Source organism: Azospirillum melinis (assembly GCF_013340935.1).
Classification (GTDB): Bacteria; Pseudomonadota; Alphaproteobacteria; order Azospirillales; family Azospirillaceae; genus Azospirillum; species Azospirillum melinis.
The window spans coordinates 56100-77539 of sequence record NZ_WHOS01000021.1 but is presented as its reverse complement, the minus strand read 5'-3'; the positions used below and the strand labels follow the sequence as shown (position 1 = coordinate 77539).

The window sequence follows — 21440 nt, the reverse complement described above, 5'->3', positions numbered from 1 at the left end:
GCCGGTGAATCTCTTCTCCCTTCTCGATCAGGCGGCGGCCCGTTTCCCCGGTCGCGGAGCGGTGTTCCGCGGCACCGAGCAGTTTCACAGCTTTGCCGAACTTCGCTCCCGCGCGCTGCGCATCGCCGCCGGCCTGCGTGCTGTCGGCCGGCCGGGCGACCGCATCGCCATCGCGACGGAAAATGTGCCCGAATATGTCGAGCTGTTCTTCGCCATCTGGGCGGCCGGCATGGCGGCGACGCCGGTCAACGCCAAGCTGCATCCGCGCGAGCTGGTGCAGATCCTGGAGGATTCCGGAGCGTCCATCGTCTTCGTCTCGCCCAAGCTGGCCGGCGGGCTGGAGCAGGCGCTGGACGGGTCGACTGCGGCGTCCTGCCGCCGGATCATCATCGGCGGAGAGGACTACACGGCAATGGCGGCGGGCGACGAATGGGCCGGGCCGATCGATCCCGATCCGCAGGCGCTGGGCTGGCTGTTTTACACCAGCGGCACCACCGGTCGGTCGAAGGGAGCGATGCTGTCCCACCGCAATCTGCTGGCCATGACCGTCGCCCATCTGGCCGATGTCGAGGCGGTGGACGAGGATTGCAGCCTGCTGCACGCGGCGCCGATGTCGCACGGCTCCGGTCTCTACATGGCGGCCTATGTCGCCCGCGGCGCCCGGCAGGTGGTGCCGGCCTCCTCCGCATTTGAGCCGGCGGAGTTCCTCGATCTCTGCGACCGTCACCCCGGCTGCGGCGCCTTCCTGGCCCCGACGATGGTGCAGAGGCTGCGGCTGGAGGCGGAACGCGGCGGCCGGCGGCCGGCCAACCTGCGTTCCATCGTCTATGGCGGCGGCCCGATGTATGTGGAGGAACTGCGCCGCTCGCTGGCGGTTTTCGGGCCGGTCTTCGCCCAGATCTACGGCCAGGGCGAGGCGCCGATGACCATCGCGTCGCTGCGGCGCCGCGACCATGCAAGCGACGACGATGCGGTGCTGGGGTCGGTCGGCTTCGCCCGCAGCGGCGTCGAGGTGGCGGTGGTGGATGCCGACGGTCGGCCGCTGCCCACCGGCGAGGTGGGGGAGATCGTCTGCCGCGGCGACGTGGTGATGGCCGGATACTGGAACAATCCCAAGGCGACGGCCGAAGCCCTGCGCGGCGGCTGGCTGTTCACCGGCGACATGGGATCCTTCGACGGACGCGGCTACCTAACGCTGCGCGACCGGTCGAAGGACGTCATCATCAGCGGCGGCAGCAACATCTATCCGCGCGAGGTGGAGGAGGTGCTGCTGCGCCACCCCGACGTTGCCGAGGTCTGTGTCACCGGGCAACCCGATCCGGAATGGGGCGAGATCGTCGTCGCCTTCATCGTCGCCGAGCCGGGGCGCGAAATCTCCCCCGGCGGCCTCGACGAGCATTGCAACGCCAGCATCGCCCGGTTCAAGCGGCCCAAGCGTTACCTGTTCGTCGAGGACCTGCCGAAGAACAATTATGGCAAGGTGGTCAAGCGCGACCTGCGCGCCCGTCTGGCCGGCGGGTAGGGCCAGACGGGAAAGGGAGGTATCAGCGCCCGGTCGCCTGACGGCGCAGGGTCTTCAACTCCTCGAAGCGGGCTGACACGTCGCGCATGACGGAGGCCATCCCGAGCATGGCGCCGTCCGCGTCCTTCAAGGGCACGATGGTGAACTCCACCGAGATGCGGCTGCCGTCCTTGCGCAGCGCCGGAACCGACAGCAGGTCGCCGCTGCCATAGCGGCTCACCCCCGTCTTCATCACCTCGTCATAGCCATCCCAATGGCGCTGGCGCTGCCGTTCGGGGATGATGATGTCCAGCGATTGGCCCAACGCTTCTTCAGCGGTGAAGCCGAACACGCGTTCCGCCCCCGCATTCCAGAATCGGATGAGACCCTCCCGGTCGGAATAGACGATAGCCTCCGCCGGGCTGTTCAAAAGCGCCACTCCAAGTTGGCGCAGGTCTTCCTCGGTCATCAAATCCTCCCAATGGTCGTTTCGTGTTGAAGCGTCAGACATCCAAGACCAATCTTGTGCTGCGCGCCCGCGAGACACACAGCATCATCGTCTTGCCGGCAGCGCGCTCCGCGTCGGACAGGACGCTGTCACGGTGGTCGGGCTCGCCCTCCAGCACCGTCGTCTCGCAAGTGCCGCAGACGCCCTGTTCGCAGGACGAGTCGATTTCGACGCCTGCGGCGTAGAGCGCGTCCAGAATGCTGGTTCCCGCCGGAACCGTGACGGTGATGCCGGAGCGCGCGCAGACCACATCGAAGCTGTTGTCCGCAAAGTCCTGACGGGCTGGCTCCGGACGTGGGGTGAACCATTCGAAGCGGACATCCTGGTCCGGCCGGGCGGCGGCGGCCACCGCTTCCATCAGCCGCTGCGGACCGCAGCAATAGATCGGAACATCGACGGGGGTGGACGCCATCAACTCGTCAACCGCCAGCCGTTGGCCCTCGTCGGCGGCATGCAGGTCGACGTGGCCGTGGGGCAGGGCGCGGAGATCGTCGAGGAAAGGCGCCGCAGCAGCGCTGCGCACGCAATAATGCAGAACCCAATCTGCGCCCTTGTTTACCGCCCTGCGGATCATCGGCAACAGCGGCGTGATGCCGATGCCGCCGGCGACGAACAGATAGCGCGCCGCGTCGTCAAAGTGGAAATTGTTGCGGGGCGGGGAGATGGTCAGGTCGGCGCCAAGCGCCAGTTCGCCATGCACGAAGCCCGATCCCCGCCCGCCCGGCACGTTCAGGACGGCGATGCGGTAGGCTTGGCGGTCCGCCGGGTCGCCGCACAGCGAATAGGACCGTACCGCCCCGTCCGGCAGATGGAGGTCGATGTGGGCGCCCGGTTCGGCCGGCGGCAGTCCACGCCCGTCCGGATCGCGCAATTCGACCAGCCGGACCTGCGGTGTGATCCGGTCCAGGCGGTGCACGCGCAACGTCCATGGTGCCTTGGCTGAGGGCTGCGGCGTTTCAGGCTGCGTACTGCTCATCATCCTGCCTGCCAGTGTCATCGGCGGGTCTGGTATGCCAGATCCAATGCAGGCAGCCTAAAACCTCAAGTTAACTTCAGGTCAAGGGGAAATGTGGAATCCCGGTTCGGCGGATCATCCGGCGGTCGCCATGCGTTGTTCGCGAAACGGTGCGCGGGCACCCCCAACGGGAGGAACTGTCATGTCACGGTCGACGATCATGGTCCTAGTTGCAGCGCTTGGATTGGCGGGAACGCCGGCGCTGGCGGCGTCGGGCGACATCCATGCGGTGACGGGCGAGAAGGTCAATCTGCGTGCCGGTCCGTCCGACGACGCGGCGGTCCGCTCCACGATCATGCGCGGCGAGGACGTGGTCGAACTGCGGCGGGAGGGCAACTGGATGGGTGTCCGCGTCCTGCGCACCGGGGAGGAGGGCTGGCTGTTCTCCGACCTCGTCAAGCGCCAGAGCGCCAGCACGCTGGGCAGCGGCGAAAGCGCTCCGGCGCAGGCCGGGTTCGGCAAGCTTTCGCCCGGCTTCGACGGGCTGGTCGCCGGCATCGGCGAGCAACTCGGCTACCGCTTCGCCGACAAGGTGGAGCAGGGCGCCAATGGCACGCTGCGGGTCGTGCCGACCCAGGAATGGCTGTACAACACCAGCCGCGACGCCAAGATGTTCGCGGCGCTGGCCCTGTACCAGATGTGGAAGAACTACAACAACGGCAAGCCGGTGACGGTCACGCTGGGCGCGCAGGGGCCGGCCGCCATCACCATCGCCGACGCTGCGAAGGGGCCGGAACTTACCGGACCGGCCTTCAACCCGGCGCGCTGATGGGAGAAGGGCTACAAGTCCCCGGCGCGTTCACACCGGGGGCTTGCGGTCCTTGCGGATCGTCAGATTTCCCGCTTGCTCATCTGGTCGGCGATGTAATCGGCCTGCCGGATCGCCAGCGCGACGATGGTCAGGGTCGGGTTTTCCGACGCCCCGCTGGTGAACTGGCTGCCGTCTGACACGAACAGGTTCTTCACGTCATGCGCCTGGCCCCACTTGTTGACGACGCCGTCGCGGGCGTTGGCGCTCATCCGGTTGGTGCCGAGATTGTGGGTGGACGGGTAGGGCGGGGTGTGGATGGTCCTGACCGCGCCCACCGCGTCATAGACGGCAGACCCGCGGCCATAGGCGTGGGTGCGCATGGCGATGTCGTTGGGATGGTCATCGAAATTGACGTTGGGAATCGGCAGGCCGAACTTGTCCTTCTCCGTCGCGTGCAGGGTGACGCGGTTGGTCTCGCGCGGCATGTCCTCGCCGACCAGCCACATGCCGGCGATGTGGTCGTAGGCGTCCAGCGCCGAGCTGAAGTCACGCCCCCAGGCTCCCGGATCGAGGAAGGCCGCCATGAAGGGCACGCCGAGCGACAGCGTTTCCATCTCGTAGCCGCCGACGAAGCCGCGCCGCGGGTCGAAGCGGGATTCGTCGCGGATGATGCCGGCCATGGTGGTGCCGCGGTACATGTGCACCGGCCGGTCGAACAGCCCATAGACCGAGCCGGTCATGTGCCGCATGTAGTTGCGCCCGACCTGACCGGACGAGTTCGCCAGCCCGTCCGGAAACATCGTCGAGGCCGAGTTCAGCAGCAGGCGCGGGCTTTCGATCGAGTTGCCGGCGACCGCGACGATGCGGGCCTTCTGGCGGTGCATGGCGCCGGTGGCGTCGGCATAGAGCACGGCGTTGACCTTGCCCTTCGCGTCATGTTCGATCTTCAGGACCTGGGAGTTCGGCCGGACCTCCAGATTGCCGGTGGCCTCGCCCTTGGGGATCTCGGTGTAGAGGGTCGACCATTTCGCCCCCGACTTGCAGCCCTGGAAACAGAAGCCGATCTGCTGGCAGGCACCGCGGCCGTCGCGCGGCTTGCTGTTGATCGACATGTTGCCGGTGTGGAACTCAGCATAGCCCAGCTTCTTGGCACCGGCCGCCAGCACCTTGTAATTGTTGTTGCCGGGCAGGCGCGGGATGCCGTTGGTGCCGGTCGTCCCCATCTTGAACTCGGCCTTGTCGTAATAGGGCTCCATCTCCGCCAGCGTCACCGGCCAGTCGAGCAGGTTGGCGCCCTCCACGGCGCCGTAGGTCGTGCGCGTCTTGAACTCGTGCTCCTGGAAGCGGAGCGAGGCGCCGGCCCAATGGACGGTGGAGCCGCCGACCGCCTTGACGATCCAGGCCGGCAGGTTGGGGAAGTCCTTCGCCACCCGCCAGCTTCCCGAGGTGGTGCGCTTGTCCAGCCAGGAGATCTGCGAGAAGCTCTTCCACTCGTCGTTCACGAAATCCTGGATCTCGTGACGCCCGCCGGCCTCCAGGCAGACGACCTTGACGCCCTTCTGGGCCAGCTCGTTCGCCAGGGTGCCGCCGCCGGCCCCCGATCCGATCACCACCACGACGCTGTCGTCATCCATCGCGAATTTCGCAACCATGTCTCGGTCCTCCCCATTTTTTCGGGCATTCGGTGCGCGTTCGGTGCGGCAAGCATTGATGCGAGCCGGTGGGGCCGTCAGGCGTCCTTGATCCAGTCCAGATCGTCGAAGCCGCGGTGGATGTAGCCGCCATATTCGGCCGACGCCCCTTCGTAGCCGAGCTTCGCCCACACCTCCGGCTGGTTGTAGAGGGCGACCACCATGTCGCCGCGGACCTTGCGGAAGAAGGGCGTGGTCTCGATGGATTTCAGCACCGCGACGCGGTCCTCCTCCGCCTTGATCGCGGCATAGGGAGTGTTGCGCAGCTTGCGCGCGGCGGCATCCAGCGCCACCGCCCCTTCGTTGAGCTGGCCCGCCAGGGTCACGTCCTTCGCCGCTTCCTGGTCCATCGAGGCCAGCGCCTTCTCGTAATAGGCGTCGCCCAGCCGGTCGTGCGGATAGAGGTCGCGCACCATCACCAGCAGGGTCTTGGCCGCGTCGGGCTTGATGGCCGTCAGACCCTCGGCCCAGGCCGGCATCGCCGTCATCGACACCATGCCGCCGGAAACCGCACCGGCCGCCGCAACCGACGCGGCGGAGGTCTTCAGAAAATTCCGCCGGTTGAACCGTGTCCGTTTGTCGAGAACGCGCATGATCGACGTCTCCTTCCCATGGTTCGGTTATTGTTGGGTTGAGGTTTGGACTTACCGGTAGCGGCCGTGGCGTTGCAGAACCTCGGTCTTGTAGCCGTCCGGATCGGTGACGAAGAAGAAGCGGGCCAGCAGCGTGCCGCCGGGGGCGAACTCCTTCACCGGCGTCACCGGGAAGCCCAGGGCCGACAGCCGGGCGTGCTCGCCGTCCAGATTGTCCACCGCCACCGCCATGTGGCCGTAGCCGTCGCCGTGGGTGTAGGGTGCCGTCCGGTCGTGGTTGACGGTCAACTCCAGTTCCATGTCGTTTTCGGCGTTGCGCAGGTAGATCAGCGTGAAGCCGTCGAAGCCCAGCCGCTCGGCCGGCTCCAACCCGAAGGCCTTGACGTAGAAGTCCAGCGACCGCTGTTCGTCGAGGACGCGCACCATCATGTGGATGATCTTGGCCATGATGCTTCCCATGAGGTCGTTGAGGGAGGGCGTTACCGTTTGGCACTGCTTTCCAGGAACTGGACGATGCTCTTGCGGACGCTGTCGTCGTCCTGCCGGTAATTCATGTAGCTGCCGGGAACGAACTGGTTGGAGTTGGCCAGCCAATGCTCCAGATGGCCGGCGTCCCAGGCGAAGCCGGCACCGCGCAGGGCGTCCGAATACTCGAAGCCGTCAGCCGTGCCGGCCCTGCGGCCGATCACGCCGTACAGCGGCGGCCCGGCGCGCGGCCCGTCGTCCTTCTTCACGGAATGACAGGTCCCGCATTGCTGGCGGAACAGCGTCTCGCCGTCCGCCGCCGCGGATTTTTTCGTAAAGGGCGAGAACGGTATGGACAGAAGGAGCAGCAACATCACCCAGCGGTGCGGCGACACCCTCGCGTGCATCGCATGCCTCATCGTTTGAAAATCCTCCCGAAATCTTGGCCGAAATCCCGGCCGAAGCCTTTGGGCGCCGGCACGCCGGCCCAGCCGGCGCGGCGCCGTCGATGTGGATGGAGCAAGGGGCGTGCCACGCCACGCAAAGCCGCGTTCGATAAGGGGAAGGGCGGGTTTTGTGCGATGTCGCGGGGAATGGCTGTCCCAACTGTTTCATTATGGGACACCCATGGTGCGACAGATCGTCCCATGATGAGACAGTGCGCAATGCGAACATTCTTTAAAATCACTTATCCGGCTGCCTCCGGCGTTCTGGCACGTCGATTGCTTTATGGGGTGGGCGTTGCAGCCGCCCCGCTTCGGCGGTCGCAGAAAGCCTGAAGCTGCGGACCATCTTCGCCGCGCTGCTGTGCGGCCCCGGTCCGGCCGATGATCCCGCCCATAAGACTGCCGGTGTCCCGTCATCCGGCATAAGCGGCCGACGCAATCCTTCAGGCCCGGATCAACATCATCAAAATCATGGGGAGAGACGACATGCCGGATGGATTGACGCTGAACAAGATCACCAGTCAGAAAGGCATCGGCATCACCGAGGCGGCCCGCCGCGTCGCCGATCTCGGCTGGACACCGTCCTACGTCAAGGAGGCGATGAGCTTCCCGACCGATTACAAGATCTCCAAAGCTCCGCGCGACCCGATGAAACAGGTCCTGCGATCCTACTTCCCGATGCAGGAGGAGAAGGATAACCGCGTCTATGGCGCGCTGGACGCCGCGCTGCGCGGCGACATGTTCCGCAATGTCGAGCCGCGCTGGATCGAGTGGATGAAGCTGTTCCTGGCGATCATCCCCTTCCCGGAAATCTCGGCGGCGCGGTCGATGGCGACGCTGGGCCAGCTGGCGCCGGGCGACGACCTGCGCACCGGCTTCACCATGCAGATGATCGACGAGTTCCGGCACTCGACGATCCAGATGAATCTCAAGAAATGGTACATGGAGAACTACATCGACCCGGCTGGGTTCGACATCACCGAGAAGGCGTTCGGCAAATGCTACGCCACCACCATCGGCCGGCAGTTCGGTGAAGCCTTCCTGACCGGCGACGCCATCACCGCGTCGAACATCTATCTGCAGGTCGTGGCCGAGACCGCCTTCACCAACACCCTGTTCGTCGCCATGCCGTCGGAGGCGGCGCGCAACGGCGACTATGCCCTGCCCACCGTCTTCCTGTCGGTGCAGAGCGACGAGTCCCGCCACATCGGCAACGGCCATTCCATGCTGATGTCGGTGCTGAAGGAGCCGGACAACCATCTGCTGCTGGAACGCGACATCCGCTATTCCTTCTGGCAGAACCACATGATCGTCGACGCCGCGATCGGCACGATCATCGAATACGGCACCAAGCACCGCGACAAGAACAAGGAATCCTACGCCGAGCTGTGGCACCGCTGGATCTTCGAGGATTACTACCGCACCTATCTGCTGCCGCTGGAGAAGTACGGCATCAAGATCCACCACGACGACGTCCACGAGGCCTTCGACAGCATCGTCAAGAAGAACTACGTCCACAAGATCGCCCAGTTCTTCTCCGCCGGCTGGTGGGCCAATTTCTGGCGCATCGAGGCGATGACCGAACGCGACTTCGAATGGTTCGAGAGCAAGTATCCGGGCTGGTACGACGAGTTCGGCGTCTGGTGGGAGAATTACGCTAAGCTGAGCAAGCCCGGCAGCGTGCCGATCACCTTCGCCGACACCGGCTACGTCTATCCGCACCGCTGCTGGTCGAGCCTGGTGCCCTGCGTGATCCGCGAGGATTTCACAATCGATGAAGTCGACGGCGAGCTCTTCACCTACGCCTCCGAGGTCGACCGCTGGACCCACAAGGAGGCCTTCGCCGCCGAATACCAAGGCCGCCCGACCCCGGCGATGGGCCGCTTCTCCGGCCGGCGCCAGTGGGAGGAGGTCTATGACGGCTGGGACCTCGCGGACGCCATCCAGGACATGGGCTTCGTCCGTCCCGACGGGAAGACGCTGGTCGCCCAGCCCCATCTGTCCTTCGAGGAGAAGGACATGTGGACGCTGGACCATGTGCGCGGCCACACCATCCGCAGCCCGCTGCTGGCGCTCCGCGAGATGAGTCCGGACCAGCGCAAGGCCCATGTGGACGAGTACCGCAAGGGCTTCAAAATCCGCCGGGTCTGATCCCCAGCCTTACTCTTGGGGCCACCCCCTTTCCCACCGGAAAGGGGGATGGGGATCCCATGCGGACATCACCGCGGAGATCGACAGACCATGACCGCACAAGCGCTACAGAACAGCCCGGCCGTCCACACCGTCCGGCTGGAGCCGGTCGGCATCGAAATGGAGGTCGCGGAGGGGGAAACCATCCTCGATGCGGCCTTCCGCCAGGGCGTCTCGCTGATGCATGGCTGCAAGGAGGGGCAATGCTCCGCCTGCAAATGCCTGCTGATCGACGGCGACGTGGAGATGCTGAAATACTCCACCTTCGCGCTCTCCGATCCGGAGCGCGATAGCAACCACATCCTGCTCTGCCGCTCGCTGGCCTACAGCGACGTGGCGGTGGAACTGCTGAACTATGACGAGGATCTGCTGTCCCGATCCATACCGGTGAAGGATTTTAACGCCCGGCTGGCGGCGGTGGAGCCGCTGACCCACGACATCGTCGCCATCGCGCTGGACCTGGATCAGCCGATGAAGTTCTGGGCCGGCCAGTATGTCGACATCACGCTGCCCGGCATCGGCCTGACACGGTCCTTCTCGATGGGCAATCCGCCGGCGGACGGCAGCCGGCTGGAGTTCATCATCAAGAAGTACCCGGACGGCGCCTTCTCCCGCCAACTGGACGGCGGCCTGTCGGTCGGCGACCGGGTGAGCATCCGCGGTCCCTACGGCACCTGCTTCCGTCGCGAGGGGCGGGAAGGGCCGATGATCCTGGTCGGCGGTGGGTCGGGCATGGCGCCGCTGCTGTCGATCCTGCGCGATCAGGCCGCCAGCGGCGAGACCCGGCCGGTGCGTTTCTTCTATGGCGCCCGCAGCTGCAAGGACCTGTTCCACCTCGACCAGTTCGAGGAGTTCGCCCGCAGCCTGCCGGACTTCGCCTTCATCCCTGCCCTGTCGCATGCCGAGGAGGGCGACGGCTGGACCGGCGAGACCGGCTTCGTCCACGAGGTGCTGCGCCGGTACCTGTCGGGGATGAACGAGGTGGAGGAGGCCGACGTCTTCTCCTGCGGGCCGCCGCCGATGATCGACGCGGTGCTGCCGGTCCTGCAAATGGCCGGCGTCGATTCCGCGCGCGTCTATTTCGACAAATTCACCCCCGCGACCCGCTGAGACGGGCTCGTGTAAGCACGGGAGGAACGACGATGACCATGCAGGAAACCACATCCGCAGCCGCCGGGGCCAAAGCCTTTCCCGGCTCCGACAGCCGCCGCTACAATTACTTCGAACCGAAGGGCCGCAAGGCGACCCATTACGAGGACGTGACGGTCGACGTCCAGCCCGATCCGGAGCGCTATCTGCTCCAGAACTGGATCATCTCCTTCGGCGACGGCACGCCCACCTATTCCAAGGACTGGACCGCGCTGAAATGCACGGACTGGCACGGCTTCCGTGCGCCCGACCAGGAATGGGAACGCACCCATTACCAGCGCCAGTCCACCATCGTCGGCATGATCCAGAACGTGGTGGAGAATGCGCGCCGCGCCGGGGCGCCCCAGCGCTTCGACAAGGCCTGGGTCGCCGTGCTCCAGAACCATGTCGGCGCCTTCAAACATGCCGAATATGGCTTGGGCACAGCGCTGATGCGGGCGCAGCGCTACGGCTACACCCAGATGATCAACAACGCCATCCTGACCAACGCCTCCTACAAGCTGCGCTTCGCCCAGGACCTGACGCTCTATCTGGCGGAGGTCGGCAGCGATATCGGCGGGTTCGACTTGGATGCCGGCAAGGCGCACTGGCTGGACGATCCGATCTGGCAGCCCTGCCGCGAGGCGGTGGAGCATATCCGCGCCGCCACCGATTTCCTGGAGCAGTATTTCGCCGTCAACCTCGTCTTCGAACCGTTGGTGGGCGAACTGTTCCGCAGCGGCTTCGTCATGCAGGTGGCCGCGGCGCAGAACGATTTCTCCACCCCGTCGGTCATCTCGGCGGCCGAAGCCGACTATGAACGGAACCTCGCCAACGCGGTGGAGCTGTTCGCCCTGCTGCTGCGCGATCCGGCCCATGGCGAGGATAACCGGACCATGCTGCAAAGCTGGTTCACCCATCATGGCGGGCTGGCGGTGAAGGCGGCCTTGCAGCTTCAGCCGCTGTGGTCGCTGCCCAGGGTCAAGGCGGCCAACTTCGTCGAAGCGTTCGAGCGGGCGCGCGGGCGCGTCGCCGCCATCGGGCGCGAGATCGGCATCGACGCCGACCTGCCGGCCCTGCCGCCGGTCGAGGTCGGGCAGGCGGCAACTCCGGCTGCCGCTGCGGCCGCAGTCACCGACGCCGCGGCCGAGTGATCTTTCCCGCATCTCCGCCGGCTTCCGCCACAAGAGGACAAGACCATGAGCGTCACCACCGTGCAGCAGCTTTTCAAGCCGCTGAAGGACATCACCCAGGACGGCACCATCTCGCACCAGTGCGGCGTGACGATGAACGACAGCGTCGACGCGCGCTGCATCGCTGAGGTGATGGAGAGCAAGCCCAGCATCACCGTCACCTACCTGCCGGCGATGATCCGCATCGACGGCGAAGGCAAGATCGAGTTCAAGATGAGCGAGATCGGTGAAGCGCTGGGCCGCGAGATGACCCCGCACATCTTCGAGATCTCCACCTCCACCCACTATGGCCGCATGGTCATGATCGACGAGGACACCGTCGTCCTCTTCGGCAACATGGACGATGCGCTGGCTTATGAATGACCTGAGACGAGTGATCTTGGGCCAATGATCTTGGGCCAATGATCTCGGGAAGGCGGGGCCTGCTTCAGGTCCGGTGGGCTCCGCCTCTTTTTTCAAATCCGCAAAATCAAAAATGGGAGGGAAAGACGCCATGCCGAAGATGATGCTGCACCGTGCCGAGGCGCGGGCCGCGCTTGCCCGTGGGGTGGGCAAGCTGGCGCTGGCGGTGCGCGGCACGCTGGGGCCGAAGGGGACCAACGCGATCATCGACCGCCCCATCGGCACGCCAATGATCTCCCGCGACGGCGTCAGCATCGCCGCCGAGATCGAACTGCCCTGTCGCTTCGAAAACATGGGCGCCCAGGTGGTGCGTGAGGTGTCGAAACAGACCAACGATGTGGCCGGCGACGGCACCACCACCGCCACCGTGCTGGCCGATGCGCTGATCCAGGACGGTGTCGCCGTGCTTGCCGATGGGCATGGCTCGGTGGAGTTGGTGGAGGGGATGGAGCGGGCCTGCGGCTTCGTCGTCGACCGGCTCCGCCACATCGCCCGGCCGTTGGAAAGCCATGCCCAGCTGGAGCAGGTGGCGACCGTCGCGGCGACCGATCCGGTGCTCGGCCGGCTGGTGGCGGACGCGCTGCGCCGGGTCGGGGTGGAGGGGGTGATCGACATCGAATACGGCCAGCCGGGCGCGCCGACGGCGTTGCATGTGCTGGAGGGCATGGTGCTCGACCGCGGTTTCCTGTCCCATCACATGGCGACCGAACCGACCGGCCAGAGCGCGGTGCTGGAACGGCCCTACATCCTGATGACCGACCACAAGATCGTCGATCCGGAACCGGTCCTGCGTCTGGTAGACCGCATTGCCGCCGGGCACCGCCCGCTGCTGATCATAGCCGACAGCGTGGCGCCGGAGGTGGTGGCGGCGCTGATGGCGCTGCGCCGCGACGGGCGCGCCACGGTGGTGGCGATCAACCCCCCGGAATTCGGCCACTGGCGTCAGGCGACGATGGAGGACATCGCGATCCTGACCGGCGGGCGCATGATCGCCCGCGACCTGGGTGGACGCCTCGACAGCGTGGCGGCGGAGGATCTGGGGGGCGCCGACCGCATCGAGGTGTCTACCGGCCGGACCACCATCCTGCGCGGTCATGGCAATCCGGACGCGCTGGCGGCCCGCCGCGCCCTGGTGCAGCGCCAGTGGGAGGAGGCGCCGCCCAACATCGAGCGGGACAAGCTGTCCCAGCGGCTGGCGAAGCTGACGCACGGCACCGCCCTGATCGAGGTCGGCGGCGCCACCCCGGTGGAGCAGAAGCGCACCGCCCAGCTTCTGGAGGATTCGCTGGCTGCCGCCCGCGCCGCGTTGGCGGAGGGAGTGGTCCCCGGCGGCGGCACCGCGCTGGCCCGCGTCGCCCCGCTGCTCGACCGGCTGGCCGAGGATGTGGGGGAGGGCGAGAGGGCCGGGGTGCGGTTGGTGCGGCGGGCGATGCTGCAACCTTTGATCTGCATCGCGGAGAATGGCGGGCTGGACGGGGCCGGCGTCGCCGCACGCGTCGCCACGCTTCCCGACGGGTCCGGCTTCGACGCCCGCAGTGGCCTGTTCAGCGACCTGTTCGCGGCGGGCATCATCGATCCGGTCAAGGTCACCACGCTGGCATTGCTGAACGCCGTCTCGGTCGCCAAGCTCGTGCTGACCACCCACACCTTGATCGCAGACATCCCCGACGACGTCGATCCCACTGCCGGACCGGCCCGCGGCGGCGGAATGGAGCGGTACGGGCGGACCTGATCCCCTGTCCACCATACCCCCTCACCTCCCCCTTCGGAGAGAAAGGCAGGAAAAAAGCAATAGAGTAATCCACTACTACCGCTCCCGCTTCGGTTCGGCCTATGGTTTCCTGCACAAACAATCCTTGATGCGGAGTATGTCCGGGCGAGCCTCCGCATCCCGTATCCAGAGACAATCGGCGCATCGGACATCATCCGCGAAAGACGCCGGGAAGCAGGGAGGGGACTATGTTGGCCAACGAACAGGCTAGCGTCGGCCGTCTGGCCGTCGCTTCGCCGGCACCGGCGCTCCACGCTCTGGTGGATGGCGAAACGGCGACGATGAAGGCATGGGAGGATTTCGTTTCCGGCTCGCGCCGGGACAATCTGCCGGTGCGCGACGTGGTCATCCGATCCTGGGCGCGATGTCAAAGCTTCCTGGTCGATGCGCGGGCGGATGCCGCTCCGGTGATTGGCCGCGATCACATCGAGGCCCTGCGCCGCGACAACCGCGACCTGCTCCAGGCGGCGGCATCGACCCTGGCGGAGGCGGCGGACCTGCTGTCCGGCACCCGCACGGTGATGCTGATCACCGATGCCAACGGCGTGGTGCTGGAGGCTGCCGGCGACCGCGCCACCTTGAACGTGGCGCGTGACATCAGTCTGGCCTGCGGTGGCCAGTGGGGCGAAAATTGCGCCGGCACCAACGGCATCGGCACGGCATTGGCGTCCAAGCAGCCGGTGCTTGTCCAGGCGGCGGAGCATTATTGTGCCGGCATCAAGGGATGGAGCTGTGCCGGGGCGCCGATCCACGACCCCGTCGACGGATCGGTCGTCGGCCTGCTCGACATCTCCGGCCTGAAGCAGAGTTTCAGCGGGCAGGCGCTTGCCTTGGCCGTGGTTGCCGCCCGGCAGGTGGAATGGAACCTTGCCCGCCAGACCGAGGCCGAACATGTGCGGCTGCTGGAGGCCTGCCTGGAGGACAGCCAGAAATATGCCGGCGAGGGGCTGATCGCACTCGATGCCCGCGGGCGCCTGCTTTATGCCAGCCGCAAGGCGGCGCATCTGCTGAAGGCCAGTTTCGGATCGGATCTGCCGCAGCTGAACCGGGGGACGAGGCTGCCGATAGCTGGGATCGGGGGCGGACCCGGAGGTGGGGCGGAGGACCGCTTGCCGGTTCCGGCCGACTGGGTCCGGCCGTTGGTTCTGGATGGGGAGCGGCGGGGAACGCTGCTGGTCATCCCCGCTGCGGCATCGGGCCGCCCATCCGCCGGCCGTCGCGCGGTTCCGGACGAGTCCGACCACAACCGTTCGCGCTTCGCCGACATCGTCGGCGACAGCGACAGCCTTCGCATGGTGATCGGGCAGGGGGAGCGTTTGGCGCCGCTGCCGGTCCCCATCCTGATCGAGGGCGAGACCGGCGTCGGCAAGGAACTGTTCGCCCGCGCCGTCCACGGCCACAGTGCTGCGGCCGGCGGCCCCTTCGTGCCGTTCAACTGCGGTGCCGTCTCGCGCGAGATGCTGGGCAGCGAGCTGTTCGGCTATGTGCGCGGCGCCTTCACCGGTGCGGCAGCGGAAGGGCGCATCGGCCGCTTCGAACTGGCTGACGGCGGCACGCTGTGCCTCGACGAGATCGGCGAATTGCCGCTCGACCTTCAGCCCTATCTGCTGAGGGTTCTGGAGGAGGGCGTGCTGTACCGCATCGGCGACAACGTGCCGCGCCGGGTTTCGGTGCGGCTGCTCGCCATGACCAACCGGAACCTCCGGCAGGAGGTCGCTGCCGGCCGCTTCCGCCGCGACCTGTACCACCGCCTCGCCGTGACCGCCCTGCGCGTGCCGCCCCTGCGCGACCGGCATGGCGATGTTCCCCGCCTGATCTCCCACTTCAACGGCCTGCTGGCGGAGCGGCATGGCCGGGCACCCGTTCGCTTCACCGCGTCGGCGCTGGATCTCCTGCAACGCTACGACTGGCCGGGAAATGTCCGGGAGCTGCGCAATGCGGTCGAACGGGCGGTCCTGCTGTCCACCGGCGGCAGCATCGACATCGACGACCTGCCGGACGAGCTGCGCGACGCCTGCGGTTGCGTGGCTGCCGATGGGTGGCCATTGCTGGGTTCTCCGACCCCGCCCATCGTGGCGCCCGGTGCCATCGCATCACCTCCAGGGGCGGCCCCAACGGCAATGGCGCTGACGGAAACCGAACAGAGGACCATCAAGGACGTGATTGCGGCAACCGGCGGAAACCTGTCGGACGCGGCCGCCGTCCTCGGCATCTCGCGCAGCACGCTGTATCGGAAAATGAGCCAGCACGGCATTCAGCGCATATCCGCCGGAAAGGCGTAAAAGGCCGCTCCGTCCGAACCAACCGCAGCCGGGTTTGAAACCGCATTCAAGGAAGGATGGGCGCATGTGCCAGATCTTCGTCAACGCCGATCCGATCCTGTACGAGGCGCGGTCACGGTCGGTGCGCATCCACGGCATGGTCACCAGCATCCGGTTGGAAAACCTGTTCTGGAACGTCCTTGCCGACATCGCCGCTGAACAGGGGACGACGACGAACAGGCTGATCCTGTCGCTGTACGACGAGGTTCTGGAGGCCCATGGGGCCGTGCAGAATCTCGCCTCCTTCCTGCGGGTGAGCTGCGTGCGTTACCTGACCATGAAGCCGCAGATGCTTCTTCCCGGACAGGCCGGCGGCCTTCCGGAAGTTGTGGACACATCGTCCGGGGGTGACGGCGCGTCGGTCGTTTCGCTGCGGCGGGACGGGCGGCAGCAGGACAGGGCATGACGGCGGACTGCCGGTCACAGCCGCCAGGAGCCGAGCAGGACTTCGAGAAAGCGTGCGGCCATGGGTGAGAGGATGGCGCCATGCCGCCGGACGACGCCGATCGTCCGGGAGATCTTCGGATGGCCCAGGGGGAGGGTCAGGATGATGGGATGGCCGGACGACGGCGTGGCGAGTTTGGGGAGCACGGCGACGCCGAGCCCGGCCTCCACCAGACCGAGCGAACTTGCGAGATGCGTGATCTCGTAGGACCAGTTGAGCTTCAGGCCGTGCTGCGCCAGGGCGTTGTCGATCAGCGCCCGGTTGCCGCTGGTCCGGCCCACGGTGATGACCCGGTGGGCGGCCAGCTCGTCCCAGTTCACCACAGTGTGGGCCGCCAGCGGATGATCGTGCCGGCAGGCGACGACGAAGGGATCCTCGGCCAGCGGCGTGAATTCGATGTCCGGGTGCGAGGTGCCGATGAAGTTGATGCCGAAATCGGCCTCGCCGCGCGCCACCGCCTCCAGCCCTTCGTTGGCGCCGAGATCGAGGATGCGGATGCGGATCCGCGGGAACGCGATGCTGAAGCGGCTGATCGCGTTCGGCAGGAAATAGAACACCGCCGTCGGGACGGAGGCGATGGTGATCTGGCCACCGCTCCGTGCGCCGAGATCGCTGATCCCCAGCAGCGATGTTTCGAACTCATCCAGGAAGCGGCGGACCTTGGGCATGAAATCGCGCCCCACCATCGTCAGCGCGACATGGCGGGTGGAGCGTTCGAACAGCGCCACGCCCAGCGTGTCCTCCAGCTTCTGGATGCGGCGGCTGAGCGCCGGCTGCGACAGGTTCAAAAGCTCGGCGGCGCGGTTGAAGCTGCCCAGCTCCGCCACCGCTACGAACGCCTTCAGATCGACCAGTTCGAAATTCATGCCCAACTCCGTCAGCATCGCATTGATGCGTGAAATGGAATAATAGTGTGAATCAATGCATTTCACAAATATCGTTTGCGGTCAGAATATCGGCGCATCGGCTTTCTTCGCCCACTGGCGAACCCAAGAGAAACCAAGCGCCATGATAAATTCGATGAACCGCCAGATCGGCATTCCCTGCGTGATGATGCGCGGCGGGACCTCTCGCGGCCCCTTCTTTCTGGCGTCCGACCTTCCTGCCCGTCCGGCGGAGCGCGACGCCCTCCTGCTCTCGGTGATGGGGGCGGGGAACGATCTGGGGATCGACGGCATCGGCGGCGGCAACCCGCTGACCAGCAAGGTCGCCATCGTCGGCCCCGCCACCAGGGCGGGGGCGGATGTGGATTACCTGTTCGCCCAGGTGCGGGTGCAGGAGGGGGTGGTCGACACCTCGCCCAACTGCGGCAACATGCTGGCCGCGGTCGGCCCCTTCGCCATCGAGTCCGGACTTGTCCCGGCGGCGAATGGCGTCACGGTGGTGCGCATCCACAACGTCAACACCGGCAAGCTGATCGAGGCCCGCATCCAGACCCCCGGCGGTCAGGTGGCCTATGAGGGCGAGGCCGTCATCGACGGCGTGCCCGGCACCGCCGCCCCCATCCATCTTGCCTTTCTCGACGCCGCCGGCGCCAACACCGGCCGACTCCTGCCCACCGGATCGCCGGTCGACCTGATAGACGGGATCGCGGTGTCCTGCGTCGATGCCGCCATCCCGGTCATGCTGGTCCGCGCCGCCGACCTCGGCAAGACGGGGTACGAAGCGGTGGATAGCTTCCGGTCCGACCGGGAGTTCATGGCCCGGCTGGAGGCGCTGCGCGTCGAGGCCGGCCGCCGCATGGGCTTTCCCAACGCGGCCGGCATGGTGATCCCCAAGCCGGTCCTGCTGGCCCCGCCGACCCGCGGCGGCACGCTGACCGTCCGGTATTTCATGCCGCATGATTGTCATCGGGCGATGGCCATCACCGGCGCCGTCGCCACCGCGACTGCCTGCACCATTCCGGAAACCGTGGCCGCTGCCCTGGTGGGGCGGTTCACCATGCCCGGCGACATCACCTTCGAACATCCGGCCGGCCGGCTGACAGTACGTCTTGAGGCGGGTGACGGCCAATCCGCGCCGACCGCCGGCATCCTGCGCACCGCGCGGCGCCTGTTCGAGGGAACCGTGTTCGCCCGCCCGTCGACCCCGTCGCGGACCGCCATGGCGGCCTGACGCCACAGCATAAGAGAGGAGGAAACGCCATGCGTCCACAAACGGGGACCGATACCCTGACGCCGAGCAAGCCCAAGGCCATCTACAAGGCGCTCTATTTCCAGGTCGTCGTCGGCCTGACCCTGGGCATCCTGGCAGGCCATTTCTGGCCCGATTTCGGGGCTTCCCTGAAGCCGCTGGGCGATGGGTTTGTCAAGCTGGTCAAGATGATGATCGCGCCGGTGGTCTTCTGCACCATCGTCAGCGGCATCACCAGCCTGAACGACACCCGCGAGATCGGCAAGACGCTGGTCAAGTCGATGGCGCTGTTCTACGCGCTGACGGCGGCGGCGCTGCTCATCGGGCTGGCCGCGGTCATGATCATTGAGCCCGGCGTCGGCATGCATGTGTCGCCGTCGTCGCTCGACCCGGCGGTGGCCGCGCGCTATGCCAAGCAGGCCGCCCCGGTCGGCTTCACCGACTTCCTGCTGCACATCATCCCGCATTCCTTCTTCGGCGCCTTCGCCGAGGGCGAGGTGCTGCCGGTGCTGCTCATCTCCGTGCTGGTCGGCTTCGGCCTGACGCGGGTCGGCAAGGCCGGCGAACCGGTGGTGCAGGGCATCGAGTCCTTCTCCCACGTGCTGTTCGCCGCCTTCGGCTTCATCATGAAGCTGGCCCCCATCGGTGCCTTCGGCGCGATGGCCTTCACCGTCGGCAAATACGGCATCGACAGCATCGGCTCGCTCGGCCTGCTGATCCTGACATTCTATGTCGCCTGCGGCGTCTTCCTGGTGGCGATCATCGGCACGCTGGCCCGGCTGCATGGTTTCAGCCTGTGGAAGGTCCTGCGCTATTTCCGCGAGGAACTGCTGATCGTGCTCGGCACCTCCTCCTCCGAGCCGGTCCTGCCGCGCGTCTTGCAGAAGCTGGAAGCGCTGGGCTGCAAGAAGGGCGTCTCCGGCCTGGTTCTGCCGATGGGCTATTCCTTCAACCTCGACGGCACGGCGATCTACCTGACCCTCGCCTCGCTGTTCATCGCCCAGGCCTGCGACATCCACCTGTCGGCCGGTCAGATCGTCGCCATGCTCGGCGTCATGCTGCTGACCTCCAAGGGCGCCGCCGGCGTCACCGGCAGCGGCTTCGTCGCCCTGGTCGCCACGCTGACGGTGATGCCGGACCTGCCGGTTGCCGGTGTCGCGCTGCTGGTCGGCATCGACCGCTTCATGTCCGAAGCCCGCGCCCTGACCAGCATTATCAGCAACTGCGTCGCCAGCATCGTGGTCTCGATCTGGGAAGACGCCTGCGACCGCGAGGTTCTGCACCGCGAGTTGAACCAGAGCGGTGCCGCCACCGAGCGCGTCCTGGAAGGGATGGGCGACATCCCGGTCATGCCGCTGGCCGCCCGCGCGCCCGCCCATCCGTCTCACTGAACGTTTGATAGTGGCCCGACGATGGGTGCGGAGGACCGGTCCCGAACCGGCCTTCCGCACCCATCGAGCGGTTTCAAAGCGTGGCAAGGGCTGCGGAAAGGTCACGCAGATCGGCGATGGTCAGCGTTCCGTCGGGGAAGGGGTGGCGGCCGTCGGCATCGCGCACCCCGACGAAATGCAGGTCGAGAGCCTTCGCCGCCGCATAATCCTGAACGGCATCGCCGACGAAGGCAACGCGGTCGGGACGCAGGCCGTGACGGGCCATCAGCATGGCCGCTGTTTCCGCCTTGCTCGGCGGGCTGCCGTGGACGGACACGAACCGGTCGGTCATGCCCCGTCGCTCGGCGATGCGCAGCATTTCCTCATGCGGCGTCGCAGAAATGATGAACAGGGCGGGCCGGCCGGCATGGGTGGCCAGGAAGTCCGTCGCGCCTGGAATTTCGGCGCAGGCGATCACCGCCTCCTCCACCGCGGCGGCAAAACCGGCGACCATCCGGTCCAGCCGATCTTCGTCCAGAGCGCGGCCAAGGATATTGCGTTCGAAACGCGCAAGTTTTTCCCGCCGCGGCATGCCACCATTGTCCCTGTGATAGGCGCGGATGGCATCCTGAACCTCTGGCCCCTCATGGGCATACAGCGTGGCGAAGGTCTCACCCTTCAGGTCGTTGGAATCGCACAGAACGCCATCGAAATCGAAGATGACCGCGTCCCACCGTTCCTGCAGCCTGCCGTCCATCCCGTATTGTCTCCTGATCTCGATTGTTGAGAAGCGATGCCGGTCATGAGATGCCGGTCAAGGATCGGGCCACCTTGCGTCGCGGTTCCATACCCTCATGAAGCACGCGCAGGATGATCGTGCCGATTGTCCCATCGGGCAGCAGCCCGGTCGCGTAATAGAGGCAGTGCGCAGCAGCACCGCGCCGGCCTGCCGCCAGCTCCAGATGGAACAGACGAACGTCTGGACCCAGTTCCGGACGCGGCAGCATTCCCGGCCGGTCAGGGGCCTCGGCAACCATCTGGATCGCCTTTTCGATCAGCGCTGCATAGGTGCGCAGTTGGGCGGTTCCATACCGTGTCCGCGTCGTGCGCAGGATATCCAAGATGTCGCGCTCGGCTGGAGCGGTGAGCCGGTGGCTCATTCCCGAGCGACCTGCTCGGCAATATCCAGGGCCGATCGGGATGAGAAATCGCCTTGCGCCGCCGCCGCAAGTCCGGCAGCGACCTCGCGCCGCAGGATGGCTATCTTCTCCTGCTCCTGCGCGCGATCCCGTTGCAGCAGGCGCAATGCCTCACGCACCACTTCACTCGACGACGCATAACCACCCGTCGCCACTTCATGCTCGACGAAATCGACCATCTCGGACGGAAGACTCACATTCATCGTCGCCATGGATGGCTCCTCGTCATGACCGGTTGTCAATATGGGGAGCATGGCAAATTTTGTCAAAACATCCCCCTGTCTGAGGGCGGGGCGCCATATGCGAGGTTCCGTTGCA

Annotated in this window: 21 protein-coding genes; 11 read left to right on the top strand and 10 right to left on the bottom strand. The window is 66.3% G+C overall.

Going from position 1 to position 21440, the window contains the following annotated elements; all coding sequences use genetic code 11:
- Nucleotides 1-4 precede the first annotated feature (4 nt).
- Nucleotides 5-1522, top strand: a complete 1518-nt coding sequence (locus GBZ48_RS17385; protein ID WP_209798415.1) for an AMP-binding protein — start codon at nt 5-7, stop codon at nt 1520-1522.
- Between the two features lie 22 nt (nt 1523-1544).
- Here the strand turns inward: GBZ48_RS17385 and GBZ48_RS17380 are convergent, their stop codons facing one another.
- Together GBZ48_RS17380 and GBZ48_RS17375 are read right to left on the bottom strand one after the other, a co-directional pair.
- Complete coding sequence (locus GBZ48_RS17380) at nt 1545-1970, bottom strand: PAS domain-containing protein (protein ID WP_174472151.1); 426 nt, start codon at nt 1968-1970, stop codon at nt 1545-1547.
- Between the two features lie 34 nt (nt 1971-2004).
- Complete coding sequence (locus GBZ48_RS17375) at nt 2005-2925, bottom strand: PDR/VanB family oxidoreductase (RefSeq protein ID WP_343049574.1); 921 nt, start codon at nt 2923-2925, stop codon at nt 2005-2007.
- 241 nt (nt 2926-3166) lie between these two features.
- Here GBZ48_RS17375 and GBZ48_RS17370 point away from each other — a divergent pair, with 241 nt between their 5' ends.
- Entirely contained in the window at nt 3167-3793 is a 627-nt protein-coding gene (locus tag GBZ48_RS17370) for an SH3 domain-containing protein (RefSeq protein WP_174472149.1), read from the top strand.
- 62 nt (nt 3794-3855) lie between these two features.
- Here the strand turns inward: GBZ48_RS17370 and GBZ48_RS17365 are convergent, their stop codons facing one another.
- The 4 genes from GBZ48_RS17365 to GBZ48_RS17350 all read right to left on the bottom strand — a co-directional run bounded on the left by GBZ48_RS17365 (nt 3856) and on the right by GBZ48_RS17350 (nt 6898).
- Nucleotides 3856-5427 (bottom strand): GMC family oxidoreductase, encoded by a 1572-nt coding sequence (locus GBZ48_RS17365; protein WP_174472148.1) that lies wholly within the window; start codon nt 5425-5427, stop codon nt 3856-3858.
- Nucleotides 5428-5504: 77 nt separating this feature from the next.
- Nucleotides 5505-6059: a twin-arginine translocation signal domain-containing protein gene (locus GBZ48_RS17360; protein ID WP_174472147.1), complete on the bottom strand. Its 555-nt coding sequence runs from the start codon at nt 6057-6059 to the stop codon at nt 5505-5507.
- 51 nt (nt 6060-6110) lie between these two features.
- On the bottom strand, nt 6111-6506 hold the full coding sequence (locus GBZ48_RS17355; RefSeq protein WP_174472146.1) for a VOC family protein: 396 nt from the start codon (nt 6504-6506) through the stop codon (nt 6111-6113).
- A 32-nt stretch (nt 6507-6538) separates the two neighbouring features.
- On the bottom strand, nt 6539-6898 hold the full coding sequence (locus GBZ48_RS17350) for a c-type cytochrome (protein WP_246307263.1): 360 nt from the start codon (nt 6896-6898) through the stop codon (nt 6539-6541).
- Between the two features lie 558 nt (nt 6899-7456).
- Between GBZ48_RS17350 and GBZ48_RS17345 the strand changes: the two genes are divergently transcribed.
- The 7 genes from GBZ48_RS17345 to GBZ48_RS17315 all read left to right on the top strand — a co-directional run bounded on the left by GBZ48_RS17345 (nt 7457) and on the right by GBZ48_RS17315 (nt 16381).
- Nucleotides 7457-9121 (top strand): aromatic/alkene/methane monooxygenase hydroxylase/oxygenase subunit alpha, encoded by a 1665-nt coding sequence (locus tag GBZ48_RS17345; RefSeq protein WP_174472144.1) that lies wholly within the window; start codon nt 7457-7459, stop codon nt 9119-9121.
- A 90-nt stretch (nt 9122-9211) separates the two neighbouring features.
- On the top strand, nt 9212-10270 hold the full coding sequence (locus GBZ48_RS17340; RefSeq protein ID WP_174472143.1) for an NADH:ubiquinone reductase (Na(+)-transporting) subunit F: 1059 nt from the start codon (nt 9212-9214) through the stop codon (nt 10268-10270).
- Between the two features lie 32 nt (nt 10271-10302).
- Entirely contained in the window at nt 10303-11442 is a 1140-nt protein-coding gene (locus GBZ48_RS17335) for an aromatic/alkene monooxygenase hydroxylase subunit beta (protein WP_174472142.1), read from the top strand.
- A 45-nt stretch (nt 11443-11487) separates the two neighbouring features.
- Nucleotides 11488-11844 carry an MmoB/DmpM family protein gene (locus GBZ48_RS17330; protein WP_174472141.1) on the top strand — a complete coding sequence of 119 codons (357 nt, stop codon included), beginning with the start codon at nt 11488-11490 and terminating at the stop codon, nt 11842-11844.
- A 130-nt stretch (nt 11845-11974) separates the two neighbouring features.
- Entirely contained in the window at nt 11975-13615 is a 1641-nt protein-coding gene (gene groEL / locus GBZ48_RS17325; protein ID WP_174472140.1) for a molecular chaperone GroEL, read from the top strand.
- A gap of 227 nt (nt 13616-13842) precedes the next feature.
- Nucleotides 13843-15936, top strand: a complete 2094-nt coding sequence (locus GBZ48_RS17320) for a sigma-54-dependent Fis family transcriptional regulator (RefSeq protein WP_174472139.1) — start codon at nt 13843-13845, stop codon at nt 15934-15936.
- A 64-nt stretch (nt 15937-16000) separates the two neighbouring features.
- A complete protein-coding gene (locus GBZ48_RS17315; protein WP_174472138.1) occupies nt 16001-16381 on the top strand; it encodes a ribbon-helix-helix domain-containing protein in 381 nt (126 codons plus the stop codon).
- A 14-nt stretch (nt 16382-16395) separates the two neighbouring features.
- Here GBZ48_RS17315 and GBZ48_RS17310 read toward each other — a convergent pair whose 3' ends face one another.
- Nucleotides 16396-17286: a LysR family transcriptional regulator gene (locus GBZ48_RS17310; RefSeq protein WP_109452870.1), complete on the bottom strand. Its 891-nt coding sequence runs from the start codon at nt 17284-17286 to the stop codon at nt 16396-16398.
- Nucleotides 17287-17440: 154 nt separating this feature from the next.
- Here GBZ48_RS17310 and GBZ48_RS17305 point away from each other — a divergent pair, with 154 nt between their 5' ends.
- Entirely contained in the window at nt 17441-18535 is a 1095-nt protein-coding gene (locus GBZ48_RS17305) for a 4-oxalomesaconate tautomerase (protein ID WP_174472137.1), read from the top strand.
- 29 nt (nt 18536-18564) lie between these two features.
- On the top strand, nt 18565-19944 hold the full coding sequence (gene dctA, locus GBZ48_RS17300; protein WP_174472136.1) for a C4-dicarboxylate transporter DctA: 1380 nt from the start codon (nt 18565-18567) through the stop codon (nt 19942-19944).
- Nucleotides 19945-20017: 73 nt separating this feature from the next.
- Here the strand turns inward: dctA and GBZ48_RS17295 are convergent, their stop codons facing one another.
- From GBZ48_RS17295 to GBZ48_RS17285, 3 genes are read right to left on the bottom strand one after another with little or no spacing between them, the layout of a single operon-like run.
- Nucleotides 20018-20680, bottom strand: coding sequence for an HAD family hydrolase (locus GBZ48_RS17295; RefSeq protein WP_174472135.1), 663 nt, complete (start codon nt 20678-20680; stop codon nt 20018-20020).
- Nucleotides 20681-20723: 43 nt separating this feature from the next.
- Nucleotides 20724-21083 carry a type II toxin-antitoxin system RelE/ParE family toxin gene (locus GBZ48_RS17290; protein WP_174472134.1) on the bottom strand — a complete coding sequence of 120 codons (360 nt, stop codon included), beginning with the start codon at nt 21081-21083 and terminating at the stop codon, nt 20724-20726.
- Nucleotides 21080-21334 carry a type II toxin-antitoxin system ParD family antitoxin gene (locus GBZ48_RS17285; protein ID WP_098738398.1) on the bottom strand — a complete coding sequence of 85 codons (255 nt, stop codon included), beginning with the start codon at nt 21332-21334 and terminating at the stop codon, nt 21080-21082. Before GBZ48_RS17285 ends, GBZ48_RS17290 begins: the two co-directional genes overlap by 4 nt.
- Between the last annotated feature and the right edge of the window lie 106 nt (nt 21335-21440).

Coding starts and splice junctions, on each gene's coding strand:
- GBZ48_RS17355 (WP_174472146.1), bottom strand. CDS start 6,506: ATGGCCAAGATCATCCACATGATGGTGCGCGTCCTCGACGAACAGCGG.
- GBZ48_RS17305 (WP_174472137.1), top strand. CDS start 17,441: ATGAACCGCCAGATCGGCATTCCCTGCGTGATGATGCGCGGCGGGACC.
- GBZ48_RS17350 (WP_246307263.1), bottom strand. CDS start 6,898: ATGTTGCTGCTCCTTCTGTCCATACCGTTCTCGCCCTTTACGAAAAAA.
- GBZ48_RS17335 (WP_174472142.1), top strand. CDS start 10,303: ATGACCATGCAGGAAACCACATCCGCAGCCGCCGGGGCCAAAGCCTTT.
- GBZ48_RS17315 (WP_174472138.1), top strand. CDS start 16,001: ATGTGCCAGATCTTCGTCAACGCCGATCCGATCCTGTACGAGGCGCGG.
- GBZ48_RS17295 (WP_174472135.1), bottom strand. CDS start 20,680: ATGGACGGCAGGCTGCAGGAACGGTGGGACGCGGTCATCTTCGATTTC.
- dctA (WP_174472136.1), top strand. CDS start 18,565: ATGCGTCCACAAACGGGGACCGATACCCTGACGCCGAGCAAGCCCAAG.
- GBZ48_RS17370 (WP_174472149.1), top strand. CDS start 3,167: ATGTCACGGTCGACGATCATGGTCCTAGTTGCAGCGCTTGGATTGGCG.
- GBZ48_RS17290 (WP_174472134.1), bottom strand. CDS start 21,083: ATGAGCCACCGGCTCACCGCTCCAGCCGAGCGCGACATCTTGGATATC.
- GBZ48_RS17340 (WP_174472143.1), top strand. CDS start 9,212: ATGACCGCACAAGCGCTACAGAACAGCCCGGCCGTCCACACCGTCCGG.
- GBZ48_RS17320 (WP_174472139.1), top strand. CDS start 13,843: ATGTTGGCCAACGAACAGGCTAGCGTCGGCCGTCTGGCCGTCGCTTCG.
- GBZ48_RS17310 (WP_109452870.1), bottom strand. CDS start 17,286: ATGAATTTCGAACTGGTCGATCTGAAGGCGTTCGTAGCGGTGGCGGAG.
- groEL (WP_174472140.1), top strand. CDS start 11,975: ATGCCGAAGATGATGCTGCACCGTGCCGAGGCGCGGGCCGCGCTTGCC.
- GBZ48_RS17330 (WP_174472141.1), top strand. CDS start 11,488: ATGAGCGTCACCACCGTGCAGCAGCTTTTCAAGCCGCTGAAGGACATC.
- GBZ48_RS17365 (WP_174472148.1), bottom strand. CDS start 5,427: ATGGTTGCGAAATTCGCGATGGATGACGACAGCGTCGTGGTGGTGATC.
- GBZ48_RS17285 (WP_098738398.1), bottom strand. CDS start 21,334: ATGGCGACGATGAATGTGAGTCTTCCGTCCGAGATGGTCGATTTCGTC.
- GBZ48_RS17345 (WP_174472144.1), top strand. CDS start 7,457: ATGCCGGATGGATTGACGCTGAACAAGATCACCAGTCAGAAAGGCATC.
- GBZ48_RS17380 (WP_174472151.1), bottom strand. CDS start 1,970: ATGACCGAGGAAGACCTGCGCCAACTTGGAGTGGCGCTTTTGAACAGC.
- GBZ48_RS17360 (WP_174472147.1), bottom strand. CDS start 6,059: ATGCGCGTTCTCGACAAACGGACACGGTTCAACCGGCGGAATTTTCTG.